This window comes from Luteolibacter ambystomatis (assembly GCF_018137965.1).
In the GTDB taxonomy this organism is placed as follows: Bacteria; Verrucomicrobiota; Verrucomicrobiia; order Verrucomicrobiales; family Akkermansiaceae; genus Luteolibacter; species Luteolibacter ambystomatis.
In genome coordinates this window covers 1,194,985-1,209,229 of the sequence record NZ_CP073100.1, presented here as the reverse complement: position 1 = coordinate 1,209,229, position 14,245 = coordinate 1,194,985, and the positions used below count along the sequence as shown (strand labels likewise).

Here is a 14,245-nt window from a genome sequence, read left to right as displayed (position 1 = left end):
CCAGCGGGGGGGGTACCAAATGCGGTTTTCACGCTAGAGTGGGCGCATGGAATCACTGGAGTCCATCACCATCGATCCGGAAATCCTCGGCGGAACTCCCGTATTCGCAGGCACCCGCGTTCCCGTGAAGACCCTCTTCGATTACACCGAAAAAGACTACACGCTCGCGGAATTCATCGAATGCTTCCCGTCCGTCACGCGCGAAATGGCCTGCCGAATTCTTGATCAATCCGAGTCCGCTCTCGTGTCCCTCGCATCATGAGAATACTGTTGGACGAATGTGTTCCGTGGCCCGTGCGAAACCTTCTGCCGGATCACGAATGCAATACAGCTTGGATCAAGGCTGGGCTGGCACAAAAAACGGCGAGCTGATTTCCTTGGCGGAAAAGGAATTCGATCTATTCATCACAGCGGATCGGAATCTCCGTTATCAACAGAATCTGGCGGAACGAACCATCGCCATCCTGGAATTGACCACAAATGACCTACGGCGCATCCAAGCTGCTTCGAACTCATTGCGTTCAAGCGTGGCTTCGACCATTGCGAAAGAATACCGGATACTCGAAATTCCCTGATCTCAATCCGGGATGATCCTCTCCGGCTTCCTGCCGCGCAGGTAATCCGACACATTCATTCGCCGCGCGCCCTCCGGCTGCACTTCAAGGAGCTTCAACACATCCTCTCCGCATCCGATGAGCAGCGAGCCGCTGGAAGTATCGATCTCTCCGGTACCCGGCGTTCCCTCCACCACTTCCACCGGCGGAAAGATTTTCAAACGCCGCTCCTTGCCATCCTCACGGATCACCACATAGGTGCCCGGCCACGGATCGTAGGCACGGATGCGACGCTCCAGTTCGTTCGCCGTCTTCGTAAAATCCAAACGTCCATCCTCGCGCTCCAGCTTCGGGATGTAGGAAACAAGATTCTCATCTTGCGGAGTCCGTGACGCGGTTCCAGCCGCGAGCGGTTGCAACGCATCCGCCATCGCGTCCGCCGCCACACCGGCGAGTCGGTCATGGAGATGCCCGCCGGTTTCGCCCGGCAGGATCGGAATGGATTTGGCGAGGATGATGTCGCCCGCATCGAGCTGCTTCACCACATGCATCACCGTAATACCGGTTTCCTCATCCCCTGAGTCAATCGCCGCCTGGATGCACGCGGCACCGCGATAGCGCGGCAGCAGTGAGGCATGGAGGTTGATACAGGCGATCCGCGGCAGCTTGATGAGCTTCAGCGGCAGGATCTGTCCGTAGGCCATCACCACCATCAGGTCGATGTCATACGCAGCCAGCTCCTCGATCGCATTGCGCACCTTTTCCGGCTGGAGCACGGGAATGCCCGCCTCCAGCGCCACCGTCTTGATCGCTGGTGGCGTGAGCGTGTGATGGCGGCCCACCGGTTTGTCCGGCTGGGTCACCAACAGCACGGGCGCTGGCCCGGCCTCGATCAAGCGACGGAAGGCCGGGATGGCGATTTCTCCTGTTCCGAAAAAGGCGATGCGCATGGTCACGGGATCAAGCCTATCGCTTCAGCGAGGCCTGATAGACCGGCAGCTTGGTGATGTGATCCACGATGTCACGCAGAACCTTCACCGGCGGCTGGGTGGCATCGATGTCGAGCACCCGCTCCTTGGAATAGTACTCGAGGATCGGCTTGGTCTCGGCTTCGTACGTCGCGATGCGCTGCTGGATCACGCGGTCGCTGGCGTCATCAAGGCGGTTTTCCTTGAGCGCCCGCTTGCGCATGCGGCGGGCGAGTTCCTCACGGTCCGGGCAGGAAAGATGGAACACCTGATGCACTTCGACATGCTCGGCGAGGAACTCGGCCTGGCGGACGTTGCGCGGGATGCCATCGAGCACGAGGAAGTCAATGTCCGGCTTGTAAATGTGGGTTTCGCTCCAGTTGAGGATCTGTGCATGCCACAACTCGATGGTCAACTCGTCCGGCACCAGCTCGCCGCGGCTGGAGTAATAGACAAACTTCTGGCCGAGGGCGGTGCGGGTGTCCAGGGAGCGGAAGACGTCGCCACAAGCGCAGTGGAAGAAACGCGGCACGCTGCCGAGGATCTTGCCCTGGGTGCCCTTGCCGGAACCCGGAGCGCCGAGAATGAGAAACGCCGGAAGTTTGAAATCGAGATGCTTCGACATACGGAAAGCCGCGGACCGTACCGGCCCAAGGAGCCTCCCGCAAGCCCGGATCAAGCGGTTAGATTCCGCTGCAGAACGAGGAAAATCACCACCGGCACCAGGAATGCGCCATCCACCAGCACCCGCAACAGCCGGTCCGGCAGACGGTGCCGGGTGCGGTTCAGGATGTACAGCAGGCCGGACGCGATCAAAATGGAATAGTAGAACGGCCGCACATGGTGCTCCTGGACCGGGAAGCCCTCCACCTCCGGGTGGCTGTTGCTTTCCATGACGGCGAAGACCACCGAGGCCGCCGCGAGGGCCGCCAACAGGACGGTGATGGTGAAATCCGCCGCAGCCACTTTTTCCTCATCACCGGAATGGTCCGCCTTCTCCCACAGGTCGATGGCGCTGATGTTCACGATGCACAGCACGCCGAAACAGATCACTTCCGGAGTGATCAGCAGATCGAGACAGCGGAAGCCTGTCTTGCCGTCCATCGCCGGCAGATACACGTGTGCGGCGACCGCCGTGCCATAGGCGAATGCCAGACCTGCGAGAATGTTCTTGGTATAAGGAATATCCCCCAGCCGGTGATTCGTGAAAATATTCAGGGCAAAGAAGCCCAGCACCATTACTCCGCCGAAAAGGGCATAACTCAGAATCTGCACCGGCAGCGAAGCCAACGTGGTGATCAAAGCCCCAACCCCCGCCATCACCCCGGCGACCGCGAACCACCGGCGATGGTGCAGGTGGAACCGGTGGCGGTCCTCCAGCAACTCCGGCGAACCGGAACGGAGCGCGGCATCGAACAAACGGTCGAACACGTAGATCGCCCACACCACCAGCCCAAGAACCACGTAAGCCGAAGTCGGCAGGTAATCGGCCCGCCACGTGCGGGCGAACACCCACAGCCAAGCAACCGCGACGAGCGGAGCATCCAGGCTCAGCAGGTTCGGAAACAGCCAGAGGGGTGTGCGGCGATCGGAGACCACGGGCGCCGGACCTTCCCCGAGGGTTTGATTCCATGCAAGGCCCTTTTGCAATCAAGCTTTTCCGGCCGAAACCGAGGGAGGCAGAGGCAGGCCCGTGACCACGGAAACCGCCCGCAGCAGCAGCTCCTCGCACTCATTGATCGTCCCGTCATTCTCCATCGCCAGACGACAGAGGCGCATCAACTGGGACTTCACCATCGGGGTCGCACCCCAGAAGCTCCGAAGGGCCTCCGCCACCCGATCCGGGGTCCGGTCCTCCGGTCCGGGCACCACGAACGGAGTCCCGGTGTGTTGGACATATTCCGGAATCACCGCTCCCAGCGCCGTGCCATCACCGGATTCAGCATCCAAGGCAGCGAGAATCACCGCTGTCTCACGATGCAGGCTTTCCAGACTGCGGTAGGAACAGGTGGGGGATCCCATCAAACCGACCATTGGCGCGATCCGCCGTTCCACAATCTGCTGGATCCAGACACCTCGCCATGTCAGCGGCTCCGCCGCCAAAGCCTCCCGGACCGCCGTGATCATCCGCACCAGTTCCGGTTTGGGAACCATCTTCAGAGGAGCCAGCGCCGAATCCGTCACCGTGAAGGCGAGGGCCGGAGTCAGTTTGTCCAAAGCCGATCCGACCACCGCTGCCTGCGGGTCGCTTTCGCGTGCACCCGCCATCGCCAGCACCACCAGCCTTGCTTCCTGCGGCACCAGCAGCATCGAGGATTTGCGCCAACGGTCGATCAATGCGTCCGGATCCGGAGCCGCACTCGCATTCCAAGCCTCCGCCTTGGGCTGCCCGTGCAGCAGTTCGGCTGAAGGGATTGAGACCTTGATGAATTTGCCATCCCACTTTGGTTCCAAGGCACGGATACGCTGCTCGAGATCCGGATGGGTTTTCATCCCGATGCTGTCACTGGGCACGAAGAACACATGCCGCGCCTCCATGGCCCGATGATGAAACAACGTGCCGCGGCGCCAAGTACCGCCGACCTCTTTCAACGCGCGGGCCATGGCCTCCGGATTGCGCGTAAACTGGACCGAGGCCGCATCCGCCAGCAACTCCCTCTGCCGGGAAACCGAGCACTGCAACAGCCGGGCTTGAGCCGCATCCCGCATCCCGCCATCCTGCACGGGTGACGCTTGTCCGCGACTGCCGCTTTACCTCCATCGACTTCGAATCCGCCGGAGCCGCACGCGGTCGCACGGATGCGCCGGTACAAATCGGGCTGGCGGCATGGTCGCCAGCAAAGGGACACGGCGGACGCTTCATGTCCTACCTGAAAACGGATCAACCGGTGACATGGTCGGCGCGGAAGGTCCACGGCATCGGGTCCGAGCATCTGATGGATGCCCCTTCCCTGCTTTCGCTATGGCCGGATCTCAAAAACCATCTCGCGGGAGCGGTGGTGGTCGCTCATGGCAAGGGCACGGAGAAACGTTTCCTCCGGGCCTTCCCCGGGCATGGCTTCGGACCGTGGATCGATACGCTGCTGCTTGCCCGCGCCGCCTGGCCCGAGCTGCCGGATCACTCACTGGGAGCCCTGGCGGAAAACCGTGGCATTACTGCTGCCGTTGATGCCTTGGTGCCGGAGAAGCGATGGCATGACGCGCTGTATGATGCTGTGGCTTCGCTGGTGCTGTTGGAGGATCTGATCGTTTCCTGCGGCTTGCAGGATCTACCGGTGGAGGGACTGGTTTCACCGGACACTTCCACCTGGCATCGACTGAGAAGGTAGCTGGAGTCGTAAGGCTTCAGGTGGGGTGGAGTCCGACTAATGCCAAGATCGCAGTCGCCTGGAGACTTCCGCGTTGAATCACTTCGAAAGACGATGAACAAGGAATTCCGGAAGGCAAAGGTTTGTCCGTCCAGCCCGAAGTCTCACGACTCCCGGCTACGATCAGAGAGCCGCGATGGCGTCCATGATCCGCTTCGAAATCACTTGGTAGCCTTCCTTGCCGTGTGAGGCCTTGATCTCCTCCTCGGTCAACCGGATCGGATCACCCACGGTCACCGAGATGCGCGCAAAGCGGATCTTCCCGGAGCCGCGCGGCAGAGCTTCACGCGCACCACGAATGCGCACCGGCTGGATGACCGCACCGGACTTCACCGCAATCAATCCGATGCCGGGTTGGACCTCGCCCAGATTGCCATCGAGCGTGCGCTCGCCTTCCGGGAACACAAGGACTCGCTTCCCTTCCTTGAGCAACTTGATCACCGTTTTCAGACTGCCCATGTCCGGACGATCCTGATCAACCGGAATCGCGTTCCATCGTGGATACAACCACGCGCCGAAATCCCGGAACAAGGTCTTGCGGGCGAGATACCACATCTCGGTGGTGTAGAGATTCCCGATGAGTGGCGGATCAAGAAAGCTCTCATGATTCGATGCCACCAGCACGGCACCTTCGGTGACGAGCTTTTCCGCACCGATCACCCGCATGCCGAACAATGAACGGAACGCCGAACCCAGCGTCATCCAGCCGAACCAGTAAATCCAACGCATCATGCGATTCAAATCAGATGTAGGCCCTGGGCCTTGAGAATCTCGATTGCCGCGGCGACTCCCGATTCAATCGTGTGATCGGAGGTATCGAGCACCGTCGCCCCGTCCGCCACCATCAACGGCGCGGTGGCCCTGCGGCTGTCGGCGGCATCCCGTTTGGAAACCGCATCCAGTTCGCCCGCATCGCGGCGGCGCGCGGCGCGGACTTCCTCGTCCGCATCGACGTAGATCTTGTATGGCGTGTCCGGAAACACCACCGAGCCGATGTCGCGGCCTTCCATGACCACACTGGCACGCTTCAGATAGTCACGCTGCAAGGCTACCAGCGCCTCGCGCACTTCCGGCACGGCGGAGACGGCGGAGACATTCGCATTCACCGCCTCGCTGCGGAGCTCATCGCCGGGATCGATGCCATCCACCTTGATGGTGGAATAGCGGCCGTCATCGCCACATTCGAGAATCGTTTCCCGCAACACGCGGATCACGGCGCCTGCATCATGGGAATCCACGCCCTCGCGCAGCACCTTCCAGGTCACCGCCCGGTACATCGCGCCGGAATTGACCATCACCAGGCCAAGCTGGTCCGCGAGGATGCGGGCGAGCGTGCTCTTGCCCGAAGCCGCGGGACCATCAATGGCGATGGCGACGTTACCGGAGTCCGGTGCGATGGAGGTCATGCCCGGACGAGGGTTTTCATTTCGAAATCCCCGGGATTCGTGCGCTCGTGGCGGATCGCATCGAGGTGCTTGCGGAAGCCCGGATAGGACGTGTTCACACACTCGGTGTTCTTCACCACGGTCTCGCCGGAGGCGAACAAACCGGCGATGGCGAAGGCCATGGCAATACGATGGTCACCGTAGGAATCGAGATCCGCACCGATCAACGGCTTGCCGCCGTGGACTTCCATGCCGTCCTCGAACTCGGTCACATCCCCGCCCATCAGGCGCAGGTTCTCCACCACGGTGGCGATGCGGTCGGTTTCCTTCACGCGCAGTTCGCGGGCGTTGCGGATGATGGTGGTGCCTTCGGCAAGCGCGGCGGCCACGGCGATGACGGGGATCTCGTCGATAAGATTCGGAATTTCTTCCGGCAGCAACGAGGTGCCCTTGAGCGCAGCACCGTGGACCTCGATGTTGCCGATGGCTTCGCCTTCGGTCTGGTGCTCGGCCACGATGATGTGGGCACCCATGCGGACAAGCACGTTGATGATGGCCGTGCGGGTCGGATTCAGGCCCACGTCCTTGATCATGAGGCGCGAGCCTGGCAACGCCGCAGCCGCGACAAGCCAGAAGGCCGCGCTGGAAATGTCACCCGGCACCACGAAGTCGCAGGCCTGCGGCATCTGGTCGCCGTAGATCGTGATCGCATTGCCATCACGGATCGTGCGGACGCGGAAGGACTCGAGCATGCGCTCGGTATGATCCCGGGTTTCCGCGGGTTGGGTCACGGTGGTGCGGCCTTCCGTGAACAGACCGGCGAGCAGCACGGCGCTCTTCACCTGGGCGCTGGCCATCGGCATCTCATAGCGGATCGGATTCAGCTTGCCGCCGTGGATGCGGAGCGGAGCGCAGCCGGGCTTCTCACCCAGCGTCTCGATCTTCGCGCCCATTTCCTCGAGCGGCTTGGTGATACGGCCCATGGGACGGGACGAAAGCGAGGCGTCGCCGAAGAGTTCGGACGTGAACGGTTGCGCGGCCAACAGGCCCGCGAGCAGGCGCATGCCGGTGCCGGAGTTACCGCAGTCGATCGGCTCGACCGGTGCCTGGAGCTGCATCGAGCGGCCGCCGATGGTCATCGCCACCGGGCCGTAGCCTTCCAGTTCCTCCAGCACCTCCACCTCCGCGCCGAGCGCCTGCATCGCATTGAGCGTGTTTAGACAATCCTCGCTGGGAAGGAAGTTCGTGATCGTACAGGAGCCGTTGGAGAGGCCCGCCAGGATTGCAGCGCGGTGGGACATGCTCTTGTCCCCCGGCACCCGGAACTCGGCGTGAAGGGTTTCGATCGATTTGACTCGGAATTCCGACATGATGAAAAGCTAGCGGTGGGTGGGTAGCGCGTCGCGGCGGACCTTGGCGGTGGCCAGCAGACGGTGGACGCTTTCATGGTCGCCCGCTTCCAGCGAGGCAAGCATTTCGCGCAGGTTGGCGATGGTCTCACGCAGCGGGGCGGCCAGTGCCTCGCGGTTCTCCAGCAGGATCTCCGTCCACATCTCCGGATCGCCCCCGGCCACACGGGTGGTATCGCGGAGGCCACCTCCGGCGAAACGACCGTCTCCGGTATCGCGCAAGGCCACGGTGGCCCCGGCGGCGGCGATCACGTGGGGAAGGTGGGAAATCCTCGCAACCAATTCATCGTGAATCGCGGAGATCATCCACGCGGTACGACAACCCACCGCCTGCCAGAATCCTTCCAAACTCGTGCGAAGAGCGGCGGGCGCGTGCTGGTCATCGGTGAGGATGCAAGCCGCGGATTCGAAAAGAGACGCCTTGGCGGCACCGATGCCGCCATGCTCGGAGCCCGCCATCGGATGGCTGCCGATGAACACCACACCGTGAGTGGCCAGCACGGCGGGCAGGGTCGAGTGAACGATGCCCTTCACACTGCCGACATCCGTCACAAGCGCTCCGGTGTTCAGACCCGCTTCCAGCGCGGCCTGCACCAGCGCGGGCATCCCCCCCACGGGCACGGCCAGCACCACCAGATCCGCTCCGGCGACAGCCGTGCGCAGGTCCGATGTGGCTCCTGAAATCCCCAGTTCCCGGGCGCGCATGGTGGTTTCCTCGCGGCGGGACCACAGGGTCACCTCCGTCCCGGAATGCTTTTGAGCCAGCGCGAGTGCCAGCGAACCGCCGAGCAACCCTCCGCCGAGAATCGCGACCTTCTTGAAATCCATGCTCATTGGAAAATGAAACGGCCGGGTCCGCGGAACGAACCCGGCCGGCTCGAAAACGCTAATGCCCGATCAAGGAACGCGGAAGTACTTCTTGTCGCCGGCCTTGTAGGTCGGGTCCTCAACAAGGGTGCCGCTGGCGATGTCGCGGACGTCCACCATCTTGTTGTTATAGGGGCTGAAGACAAAGCCTTCCTTGCCCGGCACCGGATTGGCGAAGGGGTAGTCCTTCTTGTTCTCCTGCTTCGGCGGCTTCGGCTGGGTGGTCTCACCAGTACCCTCCGTCTTGTTGAGATTTTCCGGGGGCTTGTTGGCGAGCTCCTCCTGCTTCTTCTTCGCCTCTTCCTCTTCCTTTTTCTTTTTCAGCTCGTCGCGCTGCTTCTGCAGCGCCTGCTGCTCGGGCGTCATGACGTTGTCCTGCGGATGAGGACCCTTCTTGCCGGGCGTGCGGCCTTCGGGATAAACCGTGCAGGAAACGAGCAACGATCCGCTGAGGGCGGCGATACCGAGGAGAAGGCGGGAAGACATGGCTGGGATTAAAGTGGGGTTATGCGGCGGATAGTGCGCCAAGCCGCAGCAGCTTGCAACACCGCGATCATTGAAATCCGCAGGGGCACCCGTCAAGCCAGCGCGTGGCAGGCCATCCTCACAGATCGCTTTCCATCCGGCACGGGAGGCCCTAAGCCCATGGGCAGGCCTGATGGAACTCCGCGAGAAACTGTTGGATTGGATGCATGGAACCGGTGCGGAGCCGTCGTTCGATGAGATGGCTCTGAAGGTTTTCCGCCATCAATTCGAGTTGAACGCGCCCTACCGCCGCTACTCCAGCGCCCTCGGCCGCACTCCGGAAACCCTAACCGGCTGGCAGGAAATCCCCGCCGTTCCAACGGATGCCTTCAAGCTCACCCGCCACCCGCTCCGGTGCTTTCCAGCCGGGGCGGTCCAGGCCGTCTTCCGCACTTCCGGCACCACCCGGGACATCCGCGGCGAGCACGCATTCGAGGATCTCACGCTGTATGAAACCTCGATCATCCGGGGCTGGGAGCGGATCGGACTGCCGGTTCCTGTCAATCCTTGGTTCCTATCCCAATCTCCCGCCGACGCTCCCGATTCCTCGCTGGTTCATATGTTCGGCACCCTCCAGCAGGCTCATGCACCGCTGGCAAGGGATCGCTGGTTGATCGACTCAACAGGCAGGATCGATCCCGCACCGCTGGCCGAAGCGGTGGCCAAGGGTGAGCCCATCACCCTGTTTTCCACCGCCTTGGGGCTGCTGCGGATGATCGAATCCCGCCAAGCCGTGCCACTCCCGCCGGGCTCATGGATCTTCGAAACCGGCGGCTACAAGGGCGTGAAGGTGGAACTGGAACCCGCCGCTTTCCGCGCTCTGGTGGCCGAACGCTTCGCCATCAAGCCATCCAAACTGCTCAACGAATACGGCATGACCGAACTCAGTTCGCCCTTCTACGCGTGGAATGGCGAGACCGCCCACCGTGGCAGCCCGTGGACGCGCATCCGCGTCATTGATCCGGAAACAGGCCGGATCGCCTCCCCCGGCGAGCCCGGTTATCTGGAGGTCGTGGATCTGGCCAATCTCGGTTCGGTCGCGGCCATCCGCACCCAGGATCTGGCCATCGCCACGGGGGAAAACTCCTTCACCCTGCTCGGCCGCGACCCCGCCGCCCTGCCCCGCGGCTGCTCGCGCCGCGCCGATGATCTCCTCAATCCTTCATGACCACCACCCGCCAGCGCATCGAGGCCCTGTTGGCCAGCCGCGACCACCTGGTGCCGTGGCTCGGGGATTTCGATGCCACGTCCCTCCACGCCCTGCTGGAAACCCAGCTCGGGGCCGTGGACGCGCTCGATGCTTGGATTCCACGCGGTGACACCCGGGCCAGAGCGGCACCTCTTTCCCCGTTGCTCCATGTCATCAGCGGAAATACCCCGCACTCGGCGTTTCAATCGGTCGTCCGGGGTCTGCTGGTGGGTGCCCACAATCGGGTAAAGCTACCCTCCGCGGGCATGCCGGAATTCGAGGCCTGGGTGGCGATGCTGCCGCCGGAACTATCGGCACTGGTCGAGATCCGGCACGACTTCCCGGATGCATGGCGGGACAGTACGGCCGCGGTGTTGTTCGGACAAGCGTCCACGATGGAGACCTTCCGCCACATGCTGCCGCCCGGGATTCCGATCATCGAGCATGGCCCAAAATTGAGCATCGGCGTGGTGTTCGACCCGGATGACCGGGCAGCGGAACTCGCGGCGCGGGACATCCTCGCCTTCGAGCAACGCGGCTGCCTCTCGCTGCAGGCGGTGTATGTGGCTGGCGGCCCGATCTCCGCCCGCGCCTTCTCCGAGCGGCTGGCCCGCGCGATGGCACGCCACCGGAAGGAAGAGCCACGCCTTCCCCTCACGCTCTCGGAAAGCGGTGCAATCGCGAACGCCCGTGAACTGGTCCGTTTCCAAGCCGCGAATGGCGAGGACACCACCCTGTGGGAAAGCCCGGGCGATACCAGTTGGACGGTGGTCTATCAGACCGATCCAACCCTGGCTCCCGGCCCGCTGAATGGTTACGCCACCGTCCACCCCCTGCCCTCCGGCGGCCGCCTTCGTGAAGCTCTGGGGCCGGAAACCGCTTATCTTTCCACCATGGCGATCCATCCCTGCGAGGATGCCTTGGCTGACCGCATGGAACCGCTGGCCGCGCCGCGCACCTGCGCGCTGGGACAATCCCAGCAGCCGCCCCTTTTCTGGCACCACGATGGCCGGATGCCGCTGGCCGATCTGGTCATGTGGCGTGACCGCTCCTGACCTGCCCACATCTTTCCATTTCCACTCCCATGTTCGACGACCCGCCAGTCCGCACCATCGCCACGATCGAAAAGCCAGTCGGCCCGAATCTCTACCATGCGGCCCTGCCCAATGGCAAAATCGTGATCGCCCATCTTTCCAAGCCCCTGCTGGAAGAACAAACCACCTTCGAGGCCGGACAGCAGGTGCATGTGGAACTGACGCCCTACGACTTCGACACCGCCCGGATCATGCGCCTGGCGTGATCCCCCCCTCGCCCCTGCGGGCCGCCCTCTGAAAAATGAAGCGGCCCGACCGATCCTCCCCGGGAAAAACCCAAAAACCCAAGGGATAACTCAGTCGGGCCGCCTGCTTTTGTCGCGACGCGCGCGTCATAAGCAAAACCCTCGACTCCGGTCAAGACTTTCCCGAAACTTTTTTCAGATTTTTCTGAAGGCCGGTTTGGGAGTCTTCAAAAAAGAAACTCCTCCGCCCGCCGGATTTGTTCAGAAAAAGCCGCCTACCCGCGGAAAAGCGGTTCAATGGCGCTCCTGGATCGCTTTGAGCGCGCGATCGATGATGACCTTGGTTTCCGGGTCGGCACCGCTGGCCAGAGCGGAGATCGGCGCCACGGACTTGCTGGTGCCGGTTTTGCCCAGCAGCCGCAGCCCCGATTGGCGCACCGATATTTTCACATCGGAAAGGTGCTTGAGGACCAGCGGTTCGATGACAGGACCGAGATCGCCGTATAGCGGCTCCCACGTCGTGGGATCAGACGCCCAGAGTTCATCAACGATCGGGGCGATGGCCACCGCCTTGCGTGAAACGAGGAAGGCCACGAGATCATGCGGCGGGACCACCCCTGTTTCACGGAGACGCCGCAGACCGGCCTCCAAGGCAACCGCGGACTTGGTATCCTCCGGCGTGGCCCAGATCCCGAGCGCCTTCGCCAGATTCCCCAAAAGCGCGGCATCCGCACCCCGGACATGCTGGATCAGCAGCCGGGTGATGTCCTCCCGGTAGATTTTCGGCTCCGCCTCGGCGAGGCGCTTCACCGCCTTGGTGATGCGGTCCGGATCGATGCTCTCCAGTTCGCGGCGGTTCAGATCGTAGAAAGCCGGATCGCCCTTGTCCTGAAGCTTTTCCAACGGACCCGCCACGAAGATGGCGTTGTTCACCGTGACCTCCACCACGTTGAGCTTCTCATGAATGCGGGTGGCATCGACATCCCCGGCCAGCCTTGAGGCCGCCTGGGTCGCACTCTCCAAAGACACCGAGGGCCCCGACAACACCAGCAGCCATTCGTCGTCCGGCCGCGTGTAGAGATTCGAGTGCAGCACATCCGCGCCGGTGGCATTGATCAGGTAGTCCCGCACGAGGAACCTGTTGCTGTCCCGCAGATTGCGCAGCCACACTCCTACCGCGCGCCCCGGAGCCCCATCCGCGGCGAGACGGCTGGTTTCCTTGATCAAGGGCTCCAGAACCATCCGATCCGCCAGCTCGGAAGAACGATCCGGAGCCTGCGCCGTCTTCACCGGCACCGGTTGGGCCGGGACGACCGGACGATTCGAAGCAATGGGCTCCGAGGCGGTCGTGAAGGTGAGAGGAACCGCCAGCAACCCCGCGAGGAGAAGCAGCGCCACCGCCACCGCTTTCCTGCGGCCACGAGGATTCGCATAGACCAGCAGGGCACCGCCAGCCACACCGGCGAAGCCGGCCAACCCGAGACGCTTCAAAGTGGACACTCCGTCCAACATTCCACCGTAACGCGCGCCGCCCATCAGCAGCACGCCGATGAAAATCATACCGACCACTGCGGCGATCCCGACCATCGTCCGCAGCGGGGATGGCGGCTCGAAAGATGCATGGGACGGTTCCGGAGCATAAGCCACCGTTTGGATATTCGGGGAGACGGGGGGCGCGTGCGGCACGCGCGCGAACATATCCAGTCTCGGGTCACGCCTTTCGCCGGGGTAGAATTTGCGGCTGCGGATGATGACATCATCGTCGATCCGGAAACGGTGCTCGCACGAACCGCACTCGACCGTGCGGTCCCGGAGATCGACGCCCACATTGAACCGCTGGCCGCAGGCGGGGCATCGGATCTGCAAATTGTCCGGGTGTTCGTGCGGAGGAAGCATGCTTGACTCCAACATTCCCGCAAGAGGTCCGGTTGGCAACACCAAGCGCAATACCAAGCATCATTGCTTGCCGGTGGGGCGGTGGGTCGTTAGGCATCGGACATGCTTGATGAAATCCGTGACTTGCTGGTGCTTCAGGATCGCGACAAACGCCTCCAGGGCATCCTCAAGGATCTGGAGAAACTGCCGCAGGAGGAATCCCGCGCGAAGGGCAAGCTGTCCGGGGACCAGGCCGCCGTGGACAAGGCCACCGACGCCCTGCGCGCATGCGAACTGGAAGTGAAAAAGGTGGAGCTGGATGCGGAAACCCGCCGCACCACCATCAAGCGGTTGAAACTGCAGCAGTTTGAAACCCGCAAGAACGACGAGTTCCAGGCCCTCGGACACGAAGTCGCCCGCTATGAAAAGGAACTGGACGGCTTGGAAACCCGCGAGCTGGAATTGATGGAAGAAGCCGACGGCCTGCGCGCCAAGCTCGCTGAAGCCAACGCCGCTCTGGCAAAAACCCGCGCTTTGGTCGATGAGGATCTCGCCTCAGTGGCCGAACGCAAACAGAACCTCCTGGCCACCCAGACCGAGGTGAAAGCCGAACGCGACCGTCTCGCCGCCGCCGCTCCGGCAAACATCCTGCCCCTTTACGAACGCCTGCTGAAAACCAAGGGCGGTGTGGCCATCGCCCCGATGCATGAGGGCCGCTGCGGCGGCTGCCACATGAAGCTGGTCGCCGGCACGGTGATCAAGGTGCAGTCGGAGAAGGAGATCGCCCAATGCGAGGACTGCGGACGCATTCTCTATCCGGACTGAA

Annotated in this window: 17 protein-coding genes; 7 read left to right on the top strand and 10 right to left on the bottom strand. The window is 62.6% G+C overall.

The window, feature by feature from the left end; all coding sequences use genetic code 11:
- Nucleotides 1-46: 46 nt before the first annotated feature.
- A complete protein-coding gene (locus KBB96_RS04655) occupies nucleotides 47-262 on the top strand; it encodes a DUF433 domain-containing protein (RefSeq protein WP_211632853.1) in 216 nt (71 codons plus the stop codon).
- 58 nt (nucleotides 263-320) lie between these two features.
- Nucleotides 321-575, top strand: a complete 255-nt coding sequence (locus KBB96_RS04650; protein WP_211632850.1) for a hypothetical protein — start codon at nucleotides 321-323, stop codon at nucleotides 573-575.
- 2 nt (nucleotides 576-577) lie between these two features.
- Here the strand turns inward: KBB96_RS04650 and fmt are convergent, their stop codons facing one another.
- From fmt to KBB96_RS04630, 4 genes are read right to left on the bottom strand one after another with little or no spacing between them, the layout of a single operon-like run.
- Complete coding sequence (gene fmt / locus KBB96_RS04645; protein WP_211632847.1) at nucleotides 578-1,504, bottom strand: methionyl-tRNA formyltransferase; 927 nt, start codon at nucleotides 1,502-1,504, stop codon at nucleotides 578-580.
- Nucleotides 1,505-1,520: 16 nt separating this feature from the next.
- On the bottom strand, nucleotides 1,521-2,147 hold the full coding sequence (locus KBB96_RS04640) for an adenylate kinase family protein (RefSeq protein WP_211632844.1): 627 nt from the start codon (nucleotides 2,145-2,147) through the stop codon (nucleotides 1,521-1,523).
- Between the two features lie 50 nt (nucleotides 2,148-2,197).
- A complete protein-coding gene (locus KBB96_RS04635; protein WP_211632841.1) occupies nucleotides 2,198-3,121 on the bottom strand; it encodes a hypothetical protein in 924 nt (307 codons plus the stop codon).
- Between the two features lie 51 nt (nucleotides 3,122-3,172).
- A complete protein-coding gene (locus tag KBB96_RS04630; protein ID WP_226373694.1) occupies nucleotides 3,173-4,231 on the bottom strand; it encodes a M48 family metalloprotease in 1,059 nt (352 codons plus the stop codon).
- 17 nt (nucleotides 4,232-4,248) lie between these two features.
- Here KBB96_RS04630 and KBB96_RS04625 point away from each other — a divergent pair, with 17 nt between their 5' ends.
- Nucleotides 4,249-4,851, top strand: coding sequence for a 3'-5' exonuclease (locus KBB96_RS04625; RefSeq protein ID WP_211632837.1), 603 nt, complete (start codon nucleotides 4,249-4,251; stop codon nucleotides 4,849-4,851).
- Between the two features lie 162 nt (nucleotides 4,852-5,013).
- On the opposite strand, the gene KBB96_RS04620 is transcribed toward KBB96_RS04625, so the two are convergent.
- The 5 genes from KBB96_RS04620 to KBB96_RS04600 form a co-directional block, all read right to left on the bottom strand.
- Nucleotides 5,014-5,622 (bottom strand): lysophospholipid acyltransferase family protein, encoded by a 609-nt coding sequence (locus KBB96_RS04620; RefSeq protein ID WP_226373643.1) that lies wholly within the window; start codon nucleotides 5,620-5,622, stop codon nucleotides 5,014-5,016.
- A gap of 5 nt (nucleotides 5,623-5,627) precedes the next feature.
- On the bottom strand, nucleotides 5,628-6,296 hold the full coding sequence (cmk, locus tag KBB96_RS04615) for a (d)CMP kinase (RefSeq protein ID WP_211632835.1): 669 nt from the start codon (nucleotides 6,294-6,296) through the stop codon (nucleotides 5,628-5,630).
- Complete coding sequence (aroA, locus tag KBB96_RS04610; protein WP_211632833.1) at nucleotides 6,293-7,645, bottom strand: 3-phosphoshikimate 1-carboxyvinyltransferase; 1,353 nt, start codon at nucleotides 7,643-7,645, stop codon at nucleotides 6,293-6,295. Before aroA ends, cmk begins: the two co-directional genes overlap by 4 nt.
- 9 nt (nucleotides 7,646-7,654) lie before the next feature.
- A complete protein-coding gene (locus tag KBB96_RS04605) occupies nucleotides 7,655-8,518 on the bottom strand; it encodes a prephenate dehydrogenase (protein WP_211632831.1) in 864 nt (287 codons plus the stop codon).
- Between the two features lie 63 nt (nucleotides 8,519-8,581).
- The gene (locus tag KBB96_RS04600) at nucleotides 8,582-9,037 is read right to left on the bottom strand and encodes a hypothetical protein (protein ID WP_211632828.1); all 456 of its coding nucleotides are present in this window, start codon (nucleotides 9,035-9,037) and stop codon (nucleotides 8,582-8,584) included.
- 172 nt (nucleotides 9,038-9,209) lie between these two features.
- On the opposite strand from KBB96_RS04600, the gene KBB96_RS04595 reads away from it, so the two are divergent.
- From KBB96_RS04595 to KBB96_RS04585, 3 genes are read left to right on the top strand one after another with little or no spacing between them, the layout of a single operon-like run.
- Nucleotides 9,210-10,244, top strand: a complete 1,035-nt coding sequence (locus KBB96_RS04595) for a LuxE/PaaK family acyltransferase (protein WP_211632826.1) — start codon at nucleotides 9,210-9,212, stop codon at nucleotides 10,242-10,244.
- The gene (locus tag KBB96_RS04590; protein WP_211632823.1) at nucleotides 10,241-11,320 is read left to right on the top strand and encodes an acyl-CoA reductase; all 1,080 of its coding nucleotides are present in this window, start codon (nucleotides 10,241-10,243) and stop codon (nucleotides 11,318-11,320) included. Before KBB96_RS04595 ends, KBB96_RS04590 begins: the two co-directional genes overlap by 4 nt.
- 29 nt (nucleotides 11,321-11,349) lie before the next feature.
- Nucleotides 11,350-11,565 carry a S1 domain-containing protein gene (locus KBB96_RS04585; protein WP_211632821.1) on the top strand — a complete coding sequence of 72 codons (216 nt, stop codon included), beginning with the start codon at nucleotides 11,350-11,352 and terminating at the stop codon, nucleotides 11,563-11,565.
- Between the two features lie 273 nt (nucleotides 11,566-11,838).
- On the opposite strand, the gene KBB96_RS04580 is transcribed toward KBB96_RS04585, so the two are convergent.
- Nucleotides 11,839-13,440: a zinc ribbon domain-containing protein gene (locus KBB96_RS04580; RefSeq protein ID WP_211632819.1), complete on the bottom strand. Its 1,602-nt coding sequence runs from the start codon at nucleotides 13,438-13,440 to the stop codon at nucleotides 11,839-11,841.
- A 102-nt stretch (nucleotides 13,441-13,542) separates the two neighbouring features.
- On the opposite strand from KBB96_RS04580, the gene KBB96_RS04575 reads away from it, so the two are divergent.
- A complete protein-coding gene (locus tag KBB96_RS04575; protein ID WP_211632817.1) occupies nucleotides 13,543-14,244 on the top strand; it encodes a zinc ribbon domain-containing protein in 702 nt (233 codons plus the stop codon).
- Nucleotide 14,245 lies beyond the last annotated feature (1 nt).

Coding starts and splice junctions, on each gene's coding strand:
- KBB96_RS04595 (WP_211632826.1), top strand. CDS start 9,210: ATGGAACTCCGCGAGAAACTGTTGGATTGGATGCATGGAACCGGTGCG.
- aroA (WP_211632833.1), bottom strand. CDS start 7,645: ATGTCGGAATTCCGAGTCAAATCGATCGAAACCCTTCACGCCGAGTTC.
- KBB96_RS04630 (WP_226373694.1), bottom strand. CDS start 4,231: ATGCGGGATGCGGCTCAAGCCCGGCTGTTGCAGTGCTCGGTTTCCCGG.
- KBB96_RS04590 (WP_211632823.1), top strand. CDS start 10,241: ATGACCACCACCCGCCAGCGCATCGAGGCCCTGTTGGCCAGCCGCGAC.
- KBB96_RS04640 (WP_211632844.1), bottom strand. CDS start 2,147: ATGTCGAAGCATCTCGATTTCAAACTTCCGGCGTTTCTCATTCTCGGC.
- KBB96_RS04575 (WP_211632817.1), top strand. CDS start 13,543: ATGCTTGATGAAATCCGTGACTTGCTGGTGCTTCAGGATCGCGACAAA.
- KBB96_RS04620 (WP_226373643.1), bottom strand. CDS start 5,622: ATGATGCGTTGGATTTACTGGTTCGGCTGGATGACGCTGGGTTCGGCG.
- KBB96_RS04655 (WP_211632853.1), top strand. CDS start 47: ATGGAATCACTGGAGTCCATCACCATCGATCCGGAAATCCTCGGCGGA.
- KBB96_RS04650 (WP_211632850.1), top strand. CDS start 321: ATGCAATACAGCTTGGATCAAGGCTGGGCTGGCACAAAAAACGGCGAG.
- cmk (WP_211632835.1), bottom strand. CDS start 6,296: ATGACCTCCATCGCACCGGACTCCGGTAACGTCGCCATCGCCATTGAT.
- fmt (WP_211632847.1), bottom strand. CDS start 1,504: ATGCGCATCGCCTTTTTCGGAACAGGAGAAATCGCCATCCCGGCCTTC.
- KBB96_RS04600 (WP_211632828.1), bottom strand. CDS start 9,037: ATGTCTTCCCGCCTTCTCCTCGGTATCGCCGCCCTCAGCGGATCGTTG.
- KBB96_RS04585 (WP_211632821.1), top strand. CDS start 11,350: ATGTTCGACGACCCGCCAGTCCGCACCATCGCCACGATCGAAAAGCCA.
- KBB96_RS04605 (WP_211632831.1), bottom strand. CDS start 8,518: ATGAGCATGGATTTCAAGAAGGTCGCGATTCTCGGCGGAGGGTTGCTC.
- KBB96_RS04580 (WP_211632819.1), bottom strand. CDS start 13,440: ATGCTTCCTCCGCACGAACACCCGGACAATTTGCAGATCCGATGCCCC.